Origin of the sequence: Nocardioides sp. Leaf285, from assembly GCF_001422955.1 — a bacterium.
GTDB lineage: Bacteria > Actinomycetota > Actinomycetes > Propionibacteriales > Nocardioidaceae > Nocardioides > Nocardioides kribbensis.
The window spans coordinates 37,190-51,047 of sequence record NZ_LMNH01000004.1; the positions used below are offsets into that span (position 1 = coordinate 37,190).

The 13,858-nt window shown below is 73.9% G+C and carries 12 protein-coding genes; 5 read left to right on the forward strand and 7 right to left on the reverse strand.

The window, feature by feature from the left end:
* Nucleotides 1-89: 89 nt before the first annotated feature.
* Entirely contained in the window at nt 90-2,168 is a 2,079-nt protein-coding gene (gene flhA / locus ASF47_RS14485) for a flagellar biosynthesis protein FlhA (protein WP_056864752.1), read from the forward strand.
* A complete protein-coding gene (locus tag ASF47_RS21155) occupies nt 2,165-2,407 on the forward strand; it encodes a hypothetical protein (RefSeq protein ID WP_056864753.1) in 243 nt (80 codons plus the stop codon). The genes flhA and ASF47_RS21155 overlap by 4 nt, the downstream gene beginning before the upstream one ends.
* A gap of 265 nt (nt 2,408-2,672) precedes the next feature.
* Here the strand turns inward: ASF47_RS21155 and ASF47_RS14495 are convergent, their stop codons facing one another.
* The 4 genes from ASF47_RS14495 to ASF47_RS14510 form a co-directional block, all read right to left on the reverse strand.
* Complete coding sequence (locus tag ASF47_RS14495) at nt 2,673-4,607, reverse strand: ABC transporter ATP-binding protein (RefSeq protein ID WP_082500465.1); 1,935 nt, start codon at nt 4,605-4,607, stop codon at nt 2,673-2,675.
* A gap of 80 nt (nt 4,608-4,687) precedes the next feature.
* A complete protein-coding gene (locus tag ASF47_RS14500) occupies nt 4,688-6,430 on the reverse strand; it encodes an ABC transporter ATP-binding protein (RefSeq protein WP_056864755.1) in 1,743 nt (580 codons plus the stop codon).
* Nucleotides 6,424-7,116, reverse strand: a complete 693-nt coding sequence (locus tag ASF47_RS14505; protein ID WP_082500368.1) for a TetR/AcrR family transcriptional regulator — start codon at nt 7,114-7,116, stop codon at nt 6,424-6,426. The genes ASF47_RS14500 and ASF47_RS14505 overlap by 7 nt, the downstream gene beginning before the upstream one ends.
* 1,131 nt (nt 7,117-8,247) lie before the next feature.
* Entirely contained in the window at nt 8,248-8,943 is a 696-nt protein-coding gene (locus ASF47_RS14510; RefSeq protein WP_235558767.1) for a DUF4396 domain-containing protein, read from the reverse strand.
* 72 nt (nt 8,944-9,015) lie between these two features.
* On the opposite strand from ASF47_RS14510, the gene ASF47_RS14515 reads away from it, so the two are divergent.
* Nucleotides 9,016-9,468 carry an NUDIX domain-containing protein gene (locus ASF47_RS14515; protein WP_056864757.1) on the forward strand — a complete coding sequence of 151 codons (453 nt, stop codon included), beginning with the start codon at nt 9,016-9,018 and terminating at the stop codon, nt 9,466-9,468.
* Between the two features lie 28 nt (nt 9,469-9,496).
* Here ASF47_RS14515 and ASF47_RS14520 read toward each other — a convergent pair whose 3' ends face one another.
* Entirely contained in the window at nt 9,497-10,333 is an 837-nt protein-coding gene (locus ASF47_RS14520; RefSeq protein ID WP_056865220.1) for a helix-turn-helix transcriptional regulator, read from the reverse strand.
* A gap of 100 nt (nt 10,334-10,433) precedes the next feature.
* Between ASF47_RS14520 and ASF47_RS14525 the strand changes: the two genes are divergently transcribed.
* On the forward strand, nt 10,434-11,267 hold the full coding sequence (locus tag ASF47_RS14525) for an SDR family NAD(P)-dependent oxidoreductase (protein ID WP_082500369.1): 834 nt from the start codon (nt 10,434-10,436) through the stop codon (nt 11,265-11,267).
* A 47-nt stretch (nt 11,268-11,314) separates the two neighbouring features.
* On the opposite strand, the gene pdxH is transcribed toward ASF47_RS14525, so the two are convergent.
* Complete coding sequence (gene pdxH / locus ASF47_RS14530; RefSeq protein ID WP_056864758.1) at nt 11,315-11,983, reverse strand: pyridoxamine 5'-phosphate oxidase; 669 nt, start codon at nt 11,981-11,983, stop codon at nt 11,315-11,317.
* An 86-nt stretch (nt 11,984-12,069) separates the two neighbouring features.
* Between pdxH and ASF47_RS14535 the strand changes: the two genes are divergently transcribed.
* Nucleotides 12,070-13,173, forward strand: a complete 1,104-nt coding sequence (locus ASF47_RS14535; RefSeq protein ID WP_056864759.1) for a citrate synthase 2 — start codon at nt 12,070-12,072, stop codon at nt 13,171-13,173.
* Between the two features lie 48 nt (nt 13,174-13,221).
* Here ASF47_RS14535 and ASF47_RS14540 read toward each other — a convergent pair whose 3' ends face one another.
* Nucleotides 13,222-13,839: a hypothetical protein gene (locus tag ASF47_RS14540; protein WP_056864760.1), complete on the reverse strand. Its 618-nt coding sequence runs from the start codon at nt 13,837-13,839 to the stop codon at nt 13,222-13,224.
* Nucleotides 13,840-13,858: the final 19 nt, after the last annotated feature.

Consider the following 13,858-nt stretch of genomic DNA (forward strand, 5'->3'; position numbering starts at 1 on the left):
GCCAGGACGGTGTCGGCTGCGCCACGGACGGCGGGGACCCGCGATCGACCCGATCGCCCCTGACGCAGACGACCCCGGAAGGCGGCTCCATGGACGGCTCGCTCAAGCGGCTGACCCAGCTCGGCGTGCCCGTCGGCATCGTCATGATCGTCGTGATGCTGGTCATCCCGCTGCCGGCCGCCGTGCTCGACCTCCTCATCGCCGCCAACATCACCGGCGCGCTGCTCATCCTGCTCACGGCGATGTTCGTGACCCGCCCGCTCGACTTCGCGTCGTTCCCGGCGCTGCTGCTGGTGATGACGCTCTTCCGCCTGGCACTCAACGTGAGCGCGACCCGGCTGGTGCTCATCGACGGCTACGCCGGCAAGGTGATCGAGACCTTCGGCCACTTCGTGGTGGGCGGCTCGCTCATCGTCGGGCTGATCATCTTCTCGATCCTGCTGATCATCCAGTTCGTCGTCATCACCAACGGCGCGGGCCGCGTCGCGGAGGTCGGCGCCCGCTTCACCCTCGACGCGATGCCCGGCAAGCAGATGGCCATCGACGCCGACCTCAACTCCGGTCTCATCGACGAGGACCAGGCCCGCCAGCGCCGCGCCGAGGTACACGCCGAGGCCGACTTCTACGGCGCGATGGACGGCGCCTCGAAGTTCGTCAAGGGCGACGCGATCGCGGCCATCATCATCACGCTGGTCAACCTCGTCGGCGGCTTCGCCGTCGGCATGGCCCAGATGGGCATGTCGGCCGGCGACGCGGTGACGACGTACTCGCTGCTGACGGTCGGTGACGGCCTGGTCTCGCAGATCCCCGCCCTGCTGCTGTCGGTGGCCACCGGCCTGGTCGTCACCCGCAGCGCCGGCGAGGGCGACATGGGCTCCGACATCGTCCGCCAGATCACCGCCAACCGGATGCCGCTGCGCATCGCCGGCTTCGCGGGCATGGCGCTCTGCCTGATCCCGGGCCTGCCCAAGATCCCCTTCCTGCTCACCGGCGGGGCGCTGCTGCTGCTCTCGACCCGCGTGCCCGACGACGCCCCCGCCACCCCCGGCAGCCCGGCGGCGCTGGCCGCCGCCGCGGAGGCCGCCGCGATCGAGGCGCCCTCGCGCGACCACCCCGAGACCCTCGCCGAGGAGATCCAGGTCGACCCGCTGGGCCTGGAGCTCTCGGCCGACATCATCGACCTCGTCGACGTCGGCTCCGGCGGCGACCTGCTCGAGCGGGTCAAGGCGCTGCGCCGCAAGGTCGCCGGCGAGCTCGGCGTGGTGGTGCCGCTCGTGCGCACCCGCGACAACCTCGACCTGCCCTCGCGCACCTACGTCATCAAGCTCTTCGACATCGAGGTCGCGCGCGGCGAGGCGCCCCCGGGCACCGTGCTGGCCATCGGCGACTTCCTGGGCTCGCTGCCCGGTGAGCCCACGCAGGAGCCGGTCTTCGGCCTCGACGCGAAGTGGATCCCCGCCGAGCTGCGCAGCCAGGCCGAGCTCAGCGGCGCCACCGTCGTCGACCGCAGCGCCGTCATCACCACCCACCTGGCCGAGGTGGTCTCCTCCCACGCTGCGCGCCTGCTGGGCCGCGAGGACGTGCGGATGCTCACCGACGTGGTCAAGCGCAGCCACCCCAACGTCGTCGAGGAGCTCACCCCGGGCGCCCTGTCGCTGGGCGAGGTGCAGCGGGTGCTCCAGCACCTGCTCGACGAGGGCATCTCGATCCGCGACCTGGTGCGCATCTACGAGGCGCTCTCGCTCAAGGCGCAGTCGAGCAAGGACCTCGACGGCCTCGTCGAGGCCGCCCGGGCCGCGCTCGGCCCGGCCGTGGTCGCGCCGCACCTGGTCGACGGCGTCGTGCACGTGATCAGCTTCGAGCCGCAGTTCGAGCAGCGGATGCTCGAGTGCCTGCGCATCACCGAGCAGGGCGCCATGATCGCGCTCGACCCGGTGACCCTCCAGACGGTCATCGGCGGGCTGGCCCAGCTGCTGGTCGACGCCGAGAACCGCAACGTGCGCCCCGTGCTGGTGTGCGCGCCCGGGCTGCGGCCCGCCGTACGCCGTCTCATCCGACCGGCGGTCGACCGGCTGCCCGTGCTGTCCTACCCCGAGCTCACCGGCACCGCCCAGGTCCGCTCCGCGGGCGTGGTCAGCGGCGAGCGCGTCATGGAGGTCACCTCGTGAACCTGCTCTCCGGCCCGGTGCTCGGCGCCGCGGCGCTCGTCGCCTCCCCCGCGCTCTACGGCGGGTTCGTCTCGGGCGCGGTCACCGTCGACGTGGCCGTCACTCGCTGGCTCGTGGCCGTCGTGGTCTGCTGGGTCGCGATCTCGCTGGTGGCGATGATGGTCGGCGAGCCGCCGGCCGCGCAGCCGGCCGTCGTGCCGGCCGACGAGGCCCCGACCGAGGAGCTACCCGCCCAGTGAACGGGTCCGGTGAACGGGTCCAGTGAACGGGCCCGGACGTGGGACGACCCGCAGGTGTGGCTCCGGGGAGCCGCTCCGGCGGACGTGCGACCGGATCACCTGCGGGTCGGGTGACTGCTGAGGATTCACCAGCAGCCGGAGGGACTTCCACCCCTCGTTGGCGCTGGGCTGCTAGCGGGCAGCCACCTCACGCGTCCTAGAAGAAATCATTCTTCGGACCACCTCCTTTCCCGTGTGCGACCACGGTAGGTCGACGTCGGCGGCGTCACAAGGGGTTTTCGTCGGGCCCCTGGACCGACCCCCGGACCGCCCCGTCGGCCGGGGCCTCGACCGCGGCGAACTGGCTGGCGTGCAGCCGGGCGTAGGCCCCGGCGGCGGCGAGCAGCTCCTCGTGGGTGCCCTGCTCGACGATGGCCCCGTCCTCCATCACCAGGATGAGGTCGGCGTCGCGGATGGTGGAGAGCCGGTGGGCGATGACGAACGACGTGCGGTCGGCGCGCAGCGCCGCCATCGCGTGCTGCACCAGCACCTCGGTGCGGGTGTCGACCGACGACGTCGCCTCGTCGAGGATGAGCAGCGCGGGCGCGGTGAGGAAGGCCCGGGCGATCGTGACGAGCTGGCGCTCCCCCGCGGAGAGGTTGGAGCCCGACTCGTCGACGACGGTGTCGTAGCCCTCGGGCAGCGAGCGCACGAAGCGGTCGACGAAGGTCGCCCGCGCGGCCTCGAGCACGTCGTCGGCCGACGCCCCCGGCCGGCCGTAGGCGATGTTGTCGCGGATGGTGCCCTCGAAGAGCCAGGTGTCCTGGAGCACCATGCCGATCTGCCCGCGCAGCCGCGCCCGCGACATCGACGACACGTCGACGCCGTCGAGGGTGATGCGGCCGCCGTCGAGCTCGTAGAAGCGCATGACGAGGTTGACCAGCGTGGTCTTGCCCGCCCCGGTGGGCCCGACGATGGCCACGGTCTGGCCCGGCCGGGCCACGAGGGAGAGGTCGGTGATGAGCTCGCGGTCGGGGCTGTAGGAGAACGACACGTGCTCGAAGGCCACCTCACCGCGTCGTACGCCGGAGCCCGCAGCCACCGTCGTGCCCCCGGCCCCGGTCGCCTCGTCCGGGTCGGGGCGCTCGAGGTCGGCGTCGAGCAGCTCGAAGACCCGCTCGGCCGAGGCGACGCCCGACTGCAGCAGGTTGGCCATCGAGGCGACGGTGGTGAGCGGCTGGGTGAACTGGCGGGTGTACTGCACGAAGGCCTGGACCTCGCCCAGGGTCAGCGAGCCGCTGGCCACGCGCAGGGCGCCCACGACGGCGACGACGACGTAGTTGAGGTTCCCGATGAACATCATCGCCGGCATGATCAGGCCGCTGACGAACTGCGCGCGGAAGCTGGCGTCGAAGAGCGCGTCGTTCTCCTCGGTGAAGCGCTGCTCGACCTCGCGGCGACGACCGAAGACGCTGACCAGCTCGTGACCGGAGAAGGCCTCCTCGACCTGGGCGTTGAGCTGGCCGGTGCGCTTCCACTGGGCCACGAACTGGCCCTGCGAGCGGCGCATGATGGCCCGGGTCACCAGCAGCGACAGCGGCACCGACACCAGCGCCACGAGGGCCAGCAGCGGGGAGATCCACAGCATCATCGCGAGCACGGCCACCACGGTCATCAGCGAGGTGAGCAGCTGGCTCATCGTCTGCTGGAGGGTCTGGCTGACGTTGTCGATGTCGTTGGTGACCCGGCTGAGCAGCTCGCCGCGGGGGCTGCGGTCGAAGTAGGTGAGGGGTAGCCGGTTGAGGGTCTCCTCGACCTCCTCGCGCATCCGGTAGACGGTGCGCTGCACCACCCCGTTGAGCACGTAGCCCTGCAGGAAGGCCAGCAGCGAGGCCGCGACGTAGACCCCGAGGGCCAGCAGCAGCACCTGGCCGACGGCGTCGAAGTCGACGCCGCGCCCGGGCACGACGTCGAGCCCGCGGGCGGCGTCGGGGAGGTCGGCCGCGTCGGCCCCGGCGTACTGACGGCCCAGCAGGCCCGCGAAGACGAGGTCGGTGGCGCGCCCCAGGATGCGGGGGCCGACGGCCATGAGCAGCACGCTGACCACGCCGAGGGCGACCACGAGCAGCGCCGCGGTGCGCTCCGGGCGCAGCCGCGCGACCAGGCGCTTGGCCGACGGGCCGAAGTCCATGGCCTTCTGCGCCACGCCCCCGCCGCCCATCGGGCCGCGGCCGGGGCCTCCCGCCGGCGGCGGGGGCCGGTCGGTCGCGCGCAGCTGGCCGGGGCGCTCCTCGGTCGTGCTCACGCGCCCGCCCCCGCGGTCGCGCTCTCCTGCGAGGCCACGATCTCCTGGTAGGTCGGGCACGAGGCGAGCAGCTCCTCGTGGGTGCCCTGGCCGACCACCCGCCCGTCGTCGAGCACGACGACGAGGTCGGCGTCGCGCACGGTCGAGATCCGCTGCGCCACGACCACGACGGTGGCGTCGCGGGTCACGGGCCGCAGCGCGGCGCGCAGCCGCGCGTCGGTGGCCAGGTCGAGGGCGGAGAAGGAGTCGTCGAAGAGGTAGAGCCCGGGGCGGCGCACCACGGCGCGCGCGATCGCGAGGCGCTGGCGCTGCCCCCCGGAGAAGTTGGTGCCGCCCTGGGCCACCGGCGCCTCCAGGCCCTCGGGCAGCCGCTCGACGAAGTCGCGGGCCTGGGCGATCTCGAGCGCGCGCCACAGCTCCTCGTCACCGGCGTCGGCGCGGCCGTGCCGGAGGTTGGAGCGGATGGTGCCGCTGAAGAGGTAGCCCTGCTGGGGCACGAGCCCGATCTGCTCCCACAGCACGTCGGGGTCGAGGTCGCGCACGTCGACGCCGGCCACCCGCACCTGGCCGGCCGTGGCGTCGACCAGGCGGGGCACGAGGTTGACCAGGGTGGACTTGCCCGAGCCGGTCGAGCCGACGACGGCCACCACCTGCCCCGGCCGGGCCGAGACGGTGACCCCCGAGAGCACCGGCGACTCCGCGCCGGGGTAGGAGAAGCCGACGTCGACCAGGTCGAGGTGGCCGCGGCGGGCGGGGTCGGGCGTGGTCGGCGCGGCCGAGGGCACCACCGAGCTCGACGTGCCGAGCACCTCCGCGATCCGGTCGGCGCACACCGCCGAGCGCGGCACCTGCATGAGCATGAAGGTCGCCATCATCACCGACATCAGGATCTGCATCAGGTAGGACAGGAAGGCCGTCAGCGCCCCGACCTCCATCTGGCCGCTGTCGACGCGCTGCCCGCCGAACCAGATGACCGCCACGCTGGAGACGTTGACCACGATCATCACCAGCGGGAACATCGCGGCCAGCCAGCGCCCGGCCCGGGTCGCCACGGCGGTCAGGTCGGCGTTGGCGCCCGCGAAGCGCTCGGTCTCGTGGGGCTCGCGCACGAAGGCGCGCACCACGCGCACCCCGGTGATCTGCTCGCGCAGGACGCGGTTGACCTCGTCGATGCGCGACTGCATCAGCCGGAAGCTCGGCACCATGCGGCTCACCACGAAGCCGACCGTCACGAAGAGCGCCGGCACGACCACGGCGAGCACCCAGCCCAGCCCGACGTCCTCGCGCAGCGCCATCACGACGCCGCCCACCATCATGATCGGGCTCGACACCGCGATGAGGCAGGCCATCAGCACGAGCATCTGCACCTGCTGCACGTCGTTGGTGCCGCGGGTGATCAGCGAGGGCGCACCGAAGTGGTCGACCTCGCGCTTGGAGAAGGTGCCGACCCGGGCGAAGAGCTCCCCGCGCAGGTCGCGACCGAGGCTCATCGCCGTACGCGCCCCGAACCAGGCGGCGCCCACCGAGCACACGATCTGCACCACCGAGACCGCGAGCATGACGGCGCCGACGCGCCAGATGTAGGCGGTGTCGCCGGTGGCGATCCCGCGGTCGATGATGTCGGCGTTGAGGCTGGGGAGGTAGAGCATCGCCAGCACGCCGACGAACTGGAGCCCGACCACGGCCAGCAGCCAGGGCCGGTACGCCGCGAGGCGCTCGCGCAGCAGCGGGATCAGCACGACGCCTCCTCCCGCACCGGCCGCGCGGGCCGCGCCGGTGTGGTGGCGCGCTCGGCCGGGCCGACGGGGTCGACCGGGGCGGCGGGGTCGGCGCAGGTGGGCCTCGCAGCGGGGGCGAGCAGTCCGGTCAGCACGGTATCGACGATCTCCTCGGGACTCAGCAGGCGGCCGTCGGCCACCTGCTCGTGGCTGCCGGCGAAGGTGAGCAGGCGCAGCCGGTGCACCATCTCCCCCGGCTCGACGCTCAGGTGCTCGGCGTCGGCACCGACCAGCTCGACGCACGCCCGCTCGAGCCGGGCCCGCACGGCGTCGGCCTCGGCGGAGTCGTGCAGGTGGGCGGGCGGCCCGAGCATCCCGACCTTGCGGATCAGCCCGAAGGTCGCGCGGAAGCGCTGCTGCAGGATCGACACCAGGCGCACCATCCGGTCGCGCAGGTCGAGCGCAGGGTCGATCTCGGCGATGCGGTCGAAGATCGCGCCGTGGTCGAAGGCCCGCACGAGCGCCGCGTCGACCAGCTCGTCCTTGCTGGCCACGACCCGGAAGATCGTGCCCTCCGCGATCCCCGCGGCCTCCGCGATCTGCTTCGTGGTCACCGCGCGGCCGTGCTCGCGCAGCAGGCGCAGGGTGACGTCGACCAGCTGGTCGTGGCGCTCCTGCGGGGTCATCGGCGCGGCGCGGGGAGGCATGCCCTCGAGCGTAGATGAGTGAGCGCTCACTCACAAGGCTGTCCGGACCTCCTGCGCAGAGGTGGCGGCCCAGGACGGCTCGGGGCCGCCGACCCGCTGTACGCCGCCCTTCCGCCACCCGCCGCGACCGCCCGCCCGCCGGAGCAGTGGCGCGCCGGCTCCCGCGACTGACGACCCCCGCCGGGTCCGGCGCGCCTGACAGCCACGGTGGACTCGCGGCGCCCGCGACCGATGTCCACCGCAGCCGACGCGCTCCGCCACCCCCGACAAGTGGCGGCAAACGACGAGCCGGAGGGTCACCAGCCTGTCGTTCGCCGCCACTCGGCGACCAGCGGACGACCCCCGCCAGCGCCGGCGCGGCACCCACGGTGGAGTCGCGGCGCCCACGACGGACGCCCCCGACAGCCGGCGCGCGCCGACGTCCGCGACAAGTGGCGGCAAACGACGCACGCGGGCGCCACCGAGCTGTCATTCGCCGCCATTCCACGACCAGCCCCGCCAGGTCGGGCGCGCCCCAACACCCACCGCGGTGCGGCGCGCCAGCAGTGGGGTCGCGGCGCCCACGACGGACGCCCCCCGCAGCCGGCGCGCGCCGACACCAGCGACAAGTGGCGGCAAACGACACACGCGGGCGCCACCGAGCTGTCATTCGCCGCCACTCCACGACCTGCCGAGCCCGTCGACCGGGACGGGTGCGCCCCACGCCCGCGACGAAGTGGCGGCAAACGACGCACCCGAGGGCCACCAGCCTGCCGTTCGCCGCCACTCCACGACCGGCCGAGCCCGGCGACCGGGACGGGTGCGCCCCAACGCCCGCGACGAAGTGGCGGCAGACGACGCCCCATAGGGCCGCCAGCCTGTCGTTCGCCACCACTCCACGACCAGCGGACGACCTTCCTCGGGGCGTGCGCGGCAGGGCCCGCGGTGGAGTGGCGACACCCGCGACGAAGTGGCGGCAGACGACGCACCGGAGGGCCACCAGCCTGTCGTTCGCCGCCACTTCGCGACCTGCGGAGGACCTTCCTCGGGGCGGGTACGCGACAGTGCCCACGACGGAGTCGTGACCGGTGAGCCGTCGGCGGCGCCCGTCCCCGGGAGCACGTCGGGTCGCAGCACTCACCGACCGGCCGCTCACCGGCCTTCGACTGACCGCCCGACGACCGAGGTCGGCGCGGCGCCGGCGTGGGCGCCACCGTCCCCACCTCCGAGCTCGTCGGCCAACGAGACCACGAAGCCGCCGAGCATGAACGCCGCGATGGCCGCGACCAGCGTGGAGGTGGCGGGGGCGGGCACGAATCGCCGCAGCCCCACCACCTCGACCGTCGTCGCGTGGAAGGCGTGCGTGAGGGCGTGCCCCTTGCCGCGGGCGAGGAGCCGCCGGTTGACGGGGTAGGCCGCCGCGAAGGCGGCGAGCAGGGCGATCGACATCGACAGCCAGAAGGTGGTGTTGACCAGCCCCGCGTCCATGGCGCCCGGGATGAGCGCCATGACGGCGTTGTCGACCAGCTCCATCGTGGCGATCGAGAGCGTGTCGGCGGCGAGCACCACCGACAGCGCGACGCCGAGCCCCAGCCCGGCCCGCAGGAGCGGCAGGGTCGAGAGGAGGTAGCCGAAGAAGAAGGCGAGCGAGACGGCGAGCAGCACGGTCCAGCCCGTGCTCAGGCCGATCGCGGTGCCGATCGTCAGCCCGAGGATCTCGCCGACGGCGCAGCCGGTGAGGCAGTGCAGCGTCGCACTCACGGCCATCGATCGTGACCCGAGGTCGTGCCCCGCGTCGCCCTGGTGGTCGTGCTGGTGGTCGTACTGGTGGTCCTGGGTGGTGCTCATCGTCTCCTCCTCGGGTGGTCCCACGCACCGAACATATACCCCTAGGGGGTAGGAGCGGTCTACGCTCGAGGCGTGGAGGACGCCAGCGCCGCGCAGCGGTCGAGCGACGGGACCGACCGCTTCGTCGCCCACGGCCTCGTGGAGCGCGGCGGGCGGTACCTGCTGCTCAGGCGCCGTGAGGGGCGCTACCTCGGCGGGCAGTGGGACGTGCCGGGCGGCACGGTCGAGCCCGGCGAGTCACCGACCGCGGCCGCGGTGCGGGAGTGCTGGGAGGAGGCGGGGCTGAGGGTGCGCGCCGGCGCCGAGGTCAGCCACCACCGCAACCGCGACACCGAGGGCCGCGACCTGGTCTTCCACACCCTCACCTACGCGCTGCAGGAGACCGGACCGCCCGTCGAGGTACGGCTCAGCGCGCACGAGCACGACGCCCACCGGTGGGCCACGCCGCGGGAGGCGGGGTCGCTGCCCCTGGTGTGGCACGTCGCCCTGACCCTCGCCGCCCTCAGCGCCGCACCCGAGGCCTGAGCGACAGGACGAGGCGGCACGGGTCGGCTCAGGCGGGCGCCGAGGCGCCCTGCCAGCTGGCCAGCATCGGCAGCACCCGCGCGGTGCGCGAGTCGGGCTGCGCGGTGTAGACGACCAGACGCTGGTCCTGGTCGTGGGGCGGGGAGACGATCTCGATGTCGAAGGCCAGGTCGCCCGCCACCGGGTGCGCGATCTGCTTGGCCACCGAGGCGTAGTCGCGCACGGCGTGGTCGACCCACCAGCGCTCCACGTCGGGGTCGCGGCGCAGCTCGGCCACCAGGTCGCGCAGCCGCGCGTCGTGGGGATGGCGGCCGAGGTCACGGCGCAGCGCGGCCACGGCGGTGGCGGCGAAGTGCTCCCAGTTCACGATCCGCTCCCTGGCGAGCGGATCCAGGAAGAGGAAGCGCACGAACGACGTGCCCGGCGCCAGCGGTCTCAGCACCGCCGCCAGCAGTGCGTTGGCGGCCAGCACCTCGGTGCGCTGGCCCAGCAGCACCACGGGCAGGTGGTCGAGCGCGGTCATCAGCCGCAGCAGTCCCGGGTCGGGACGCTGCGACGCGGTGGTGGACCGCGCGGTGCGGGCGGGCGGTCCCGCCAGGTCGACCAGGTGGGCCTGCTCGGTCTCGTCGAGTCGCAGCGCCCGGGCGAGCGCGTCGAGCACCTCGCGCGAGACGTTGGCCTGCCGCCCCTGCTCGAGGCGGCTGTAGTAGTCGGGGCTGACCCCGGCCAGCACGGCCAGCTCCTCCTTGCGCAGGCCCGGCACGCGCCGCGGCCCCGGGAACGGGTCCATCCCCGCCTGCGCCGGGGTCAGCCGGTCACGCCGCGAGCGCAGGAACGCCCCCAGCTCCGCCCGGTCCCGTCCCATCACCCCAGCCTAGGCGCGCCGCGCGGCCCCTGCCTGGTCCTGGCGTGCCCAGGTCGGACCCGCCCTGGCGCACGGCCCACCGAGCCCGTTGGCTGGCGCGGTGACCTCCACCGGACCCACCACCGCCCCCACGTCCCCCACCACCGACCCCGCCACCGACCCCGCCACCGACCCCGCCCGCTTCCTCGCCGGCCGCACCGCCCTCGTCACCGGCTCCAGCAGCGGCATCGGCGCGGCGATCGCGACCGACCTCGCCGCCGCCGGGGCCCACGTCGTCGTCAGCGGCCGCGACGTCGCCCGCGGCACGGCCGTGGTCGAGCGGCTCCGCGCCGCCGGCGGCCGCGCCGACTGGGTCGCGGCCGACCTCACCGCGTCGTACGCCGACCTGCGCCGCTTCGCCGGCGAGGTCACCGAGGTGCTCGGCGGGGGTGTCGACGTCCTCGTGCACAACGCCGCGGTGTGCCCGCCGGTGGACACGCTCGGCCTCACCGACGAGGACCTCGACACCGCGCTGGCGGTCAACGTCCGCGCGCCGCACGTGCTGACGGCCGCCCTGGCGCCGGGCATGCTCGGGCGCGACGGCGCCTGCATCGTGGTGATCGGCTCCTGGATGGCCGGCGTGGGGCACCCCTTCGTCGGCCTCTACTCCGCCACCAAGGCCGCCGAGGCGCAGCTGGCGCGCAGCTGGGCGGCCGAGTTCGGCCCGCGCGGCGTCCGGGTCAACACCGTCTCACCGGGCCCGACCCGCACCCCCATCAACGACTCCGACGGCGACGTCATCGCCTCGATGGTCGCGGGCACCCCCGCCGGTCGCGCGGGGCGACCGGAGGAGGTCGCCGCCGCGGTCACGTGGCTGGTCTCCCCCGCGGCCGCCTACCTCCACGGGGTCGACCTGCCGGTCGACGGCGGCATCACCGCCACCCGCCCGGTCTGAGACGACCGGGCGGCACGACCGTGGGGCCACGGCCGGGCGAGGGACGCTCAGGGCGCCAGGCGCCGCGTGGTCCAGCCGGCGCCCTCGCGCCGGTAGACCAGCCGGTCGTGCAGGCGGCTGGGCCGGCCCTGCCAGAACTCCACGACCTCGGGGCGCACGACGTAGCCGCCCCACTCCTCCGGCACGGGCACGTCGCCGCCCGCGAAACGCTGCTCGGCGGCGGCGTAGGCCCGCTCCAGCTCGGCGCGGTCGGCCACCTCCGAGGACTGGTGGGAGGCCCAGGCACCCAGCTGGGAGCCGCGCGGACGCACCGCGAAGTAGGCCTCGACCTCGGCCCGCGGGAGCCGGGCCGCCGTGCCCTCCACGCGGACCTGGCGCTCGAGGTCGTGCCAGGGGAAGAGCAGCGCGCAGCCGGGGCGGGCGTCGAGGTCGCGGCCCTTGGCGGAGGAGTGGTTGGTGTAGAACACGAAACCCTCGTCCCGGCCCCCGTCCCCGTCGTCGCCGCCGTGCAGGCCCTTGAGCAGCACGGTGCGCGAGGTCGGGGTGCCGGCGGCGGTGACGGTCGAGACGACGACGGCGTTGGGCTCGCCGATCCCGGCCGCCACGGCCTCCTCCAGCCAGGTGCGGAAGAGCTCGAGCGGGTCGTCGGTCAGCTCGGTCTCGGCGAGGCCGCGGGCGGCGTACTCGTGGCGGAGCGTTCGCAGGTCGGTGGCCATGTACCTGACAGTAGGACGGCTGACACAATGCCGAGGTTGCCCACCGCGGCGACCCCCTCTGACCATCCGACACAGGAGTCGAACGCATGCCCGAGGTACACCACGGACTGGAAGGCGTCGTCGCCTTCGAGACGGAGATCGCCGAGCCCGACAAGGAGGGGTCCGCGCTCCGCTACCGCGGCGTCGACATCGAGGACATCGTCGGCCGGGTGCCGTTCGAGAACATCTGGGGCCTGCTGATCGACGGCACCTACGCCCCGGGCCTGGCCCCCGCCGAGCCCTACAACCTGCCCGTGCACACCGGCGACGTGCGCGTCGACGTCCAGGCCGCCGTGGCCATGCTCGCCCCCGCCTTCGGCTTCGGCCAGACCTACGATATCTCCGACGAGCAGGCCCGCGAGGACCTCGGCCGCGTCGCCGTCATGGTCCTCTCCTACGCCGCCCAGTCCGCCCGCGGCCTGCACGCCCCCGTGGTGCCCCAGAAGCTCGTGGACGAGGGCGCGACCCTCGCCGAGAAGTTCCTCATCCGCTGGAAGGGCGAGGCCGACCCGCAGCACGTCAAGGCCATCGACGCCTACTGGAGCAGCGCCGCCGAGCACGGCATGAACGCCTCCACCTTCACCGCCCGCGTCATCACCTCCACCGGCGCCGACGTCGCCGCGGCCTTCTCCGGCGCCATCGGCGCGATGAGCGGCCCGCTGCACGGCGGCGCCCCGAGCCGCGTGCTCGGCATGATCAGCGACGTCGAGGAGTCCGGCGACGCCGAGGCCTACGTCAAGGGCCTGCTCGACCGCGGCGAGCGGCTCATGGGCTTCGGCCACCGCGTCTACCGCGCCGAGGACCCCCGCGCCCGCGTGCTGCGCCGCACCGCCAAGGAGCTCGACGCCCCCCGCTACGAGGTGGCCGAGGCCCTGGAGAAGGCCGCGCTGGCCGAGCTGCGCGAGCGCCGCCCCGACCGCGTGCTCGAGACCAACGTGGAGTTCTGGGCCGCGATCGTCCTCGACTTCGCCGAGGTCCCGGCGAACATGTTCACCTCGATGTTCACCTGCGCCCGCACCGGCGGCTGGTCGGCGCACATCCTCGAGCAGAAGCGCACGGGCCGCCTCATCCGCCCCTCGGCGATCTACACCGGCCCCGCCGCCCGCGGCGCCGACGAGGTCGACGGCTGGAAGGCCGAGTGGGCCGGCTGAGCCCGCTCCGCACCGACTGAGCCCCTCGCTCCCTCCGGGACGGGGGGCTCAGTCCTTCGCGGGGAGCCGGTCGTCGTACCAGCTGGTGAGGCCGCGCCCGGCCCGGCGGGTGAGGGAGACGTGCACGTGGTCGCGGTGGCGCAGCGTCTGGCTGCACTTCTTCTTCGTGGCGCACGACGAGCTGAGGTAGGGCGCGGGCTCGAAGGCGTTCCACGCGCTGTAGATCTCGTCGTCCCAGATCAGGTACATGATGCCCATCCGGCGCGCCCAGGCGTCCTCGCGCCCGGCCCCGTCGGCGCGGAAGAGCCGCTCGAAGACCTCCTTCACCTCGCGGCGGTCGGCCTTGGTCCGCGCGCTCATCATCCAGTCGAAGGCGCGGCCCTCCTGGTGCTCGGAGGTGGTGTGCTTCGAGCAGGTCGACCCGATCCGGCCGAAGCCGCCGCCGTGGTGGCGCACCAGCCAGCGCCCCAGCGCCACCGTGCCCGGCTTGGCCTGGGGCGAGCAGCGGGTCTGCGGCTGGTAGGAGGCGTAGTCCTCCAGCGGGCGGGGCTCGGCGTGCGCCGCGCCCGGCACGAGCGCGGCGCCGAGCAGGACGACGAGGGTCACGAGGGCCGCCGCGGCGGCCCTCAGGTGCTGGTGCTGGTGCTGGTGCTGGTGCTGGGTCATGGTCGGTCCAGGGAGGGGG

Bases quoted from the DNA above. Each gene is read 5' to 3' on its own strand.
- flhA (WP_056864752.1), top strand. From the start codon at position 90: ATGGACGGCTCGCTCAAGCGGCTGACCCAGCTCGGCGTGCCCGTCGGC.
- ASF47_RS14495 (WP_082500465.1), bottom strand. From the start codon at position 4,607: ATGGGCGGCGGGGGCGTGGCGCAGAAGGCCATGGACTTCGGCCCGTCG.
- ASF47_RS14505 (WP_082500368.1), bottom strand. From the start codon at position 7,116: ATGCCTCCCCGCGCCGCGCCGATGACCCCGCAGGAGCGCCACGACCAG.
- ASF47_RS14510 (WP_235558767.1), bottom strand. From the start codon at position 8,943: ATGAGCACCACCCAGGACCACCAGTACGACCACCAGCACGACCACCAG.
- ASF47_RS14520 (WP_056865220.1), bottom strand. From the start codon at position 10,333: ATGGGACGGGACCGGGCGGAGCTGGGGGCGTTCCTGCGCTCGCGGCGT.
- pdxH (WP_056864758.1), bottom strand. From the start codon at position 11,983: ATGGCCACCGACCTGCGAACGCTCCGCCACGAGTACGCCGCCCGCGGC.
- ASF47_RS14535 (WP_056864759.1), top strand. From the start codon at position 12,070: ATGCCCGAGGTACACCACGGACTGGAAGGCGTCGTCGCCTTCGAGACG.
- ASF47_RS14540 (WP_056864760.1), bottom strand. From the start codon at position 13,839: ATGACCCAGCACCAGCACCAGCACCAGCACCAGCACCTGAGGGCCGCC.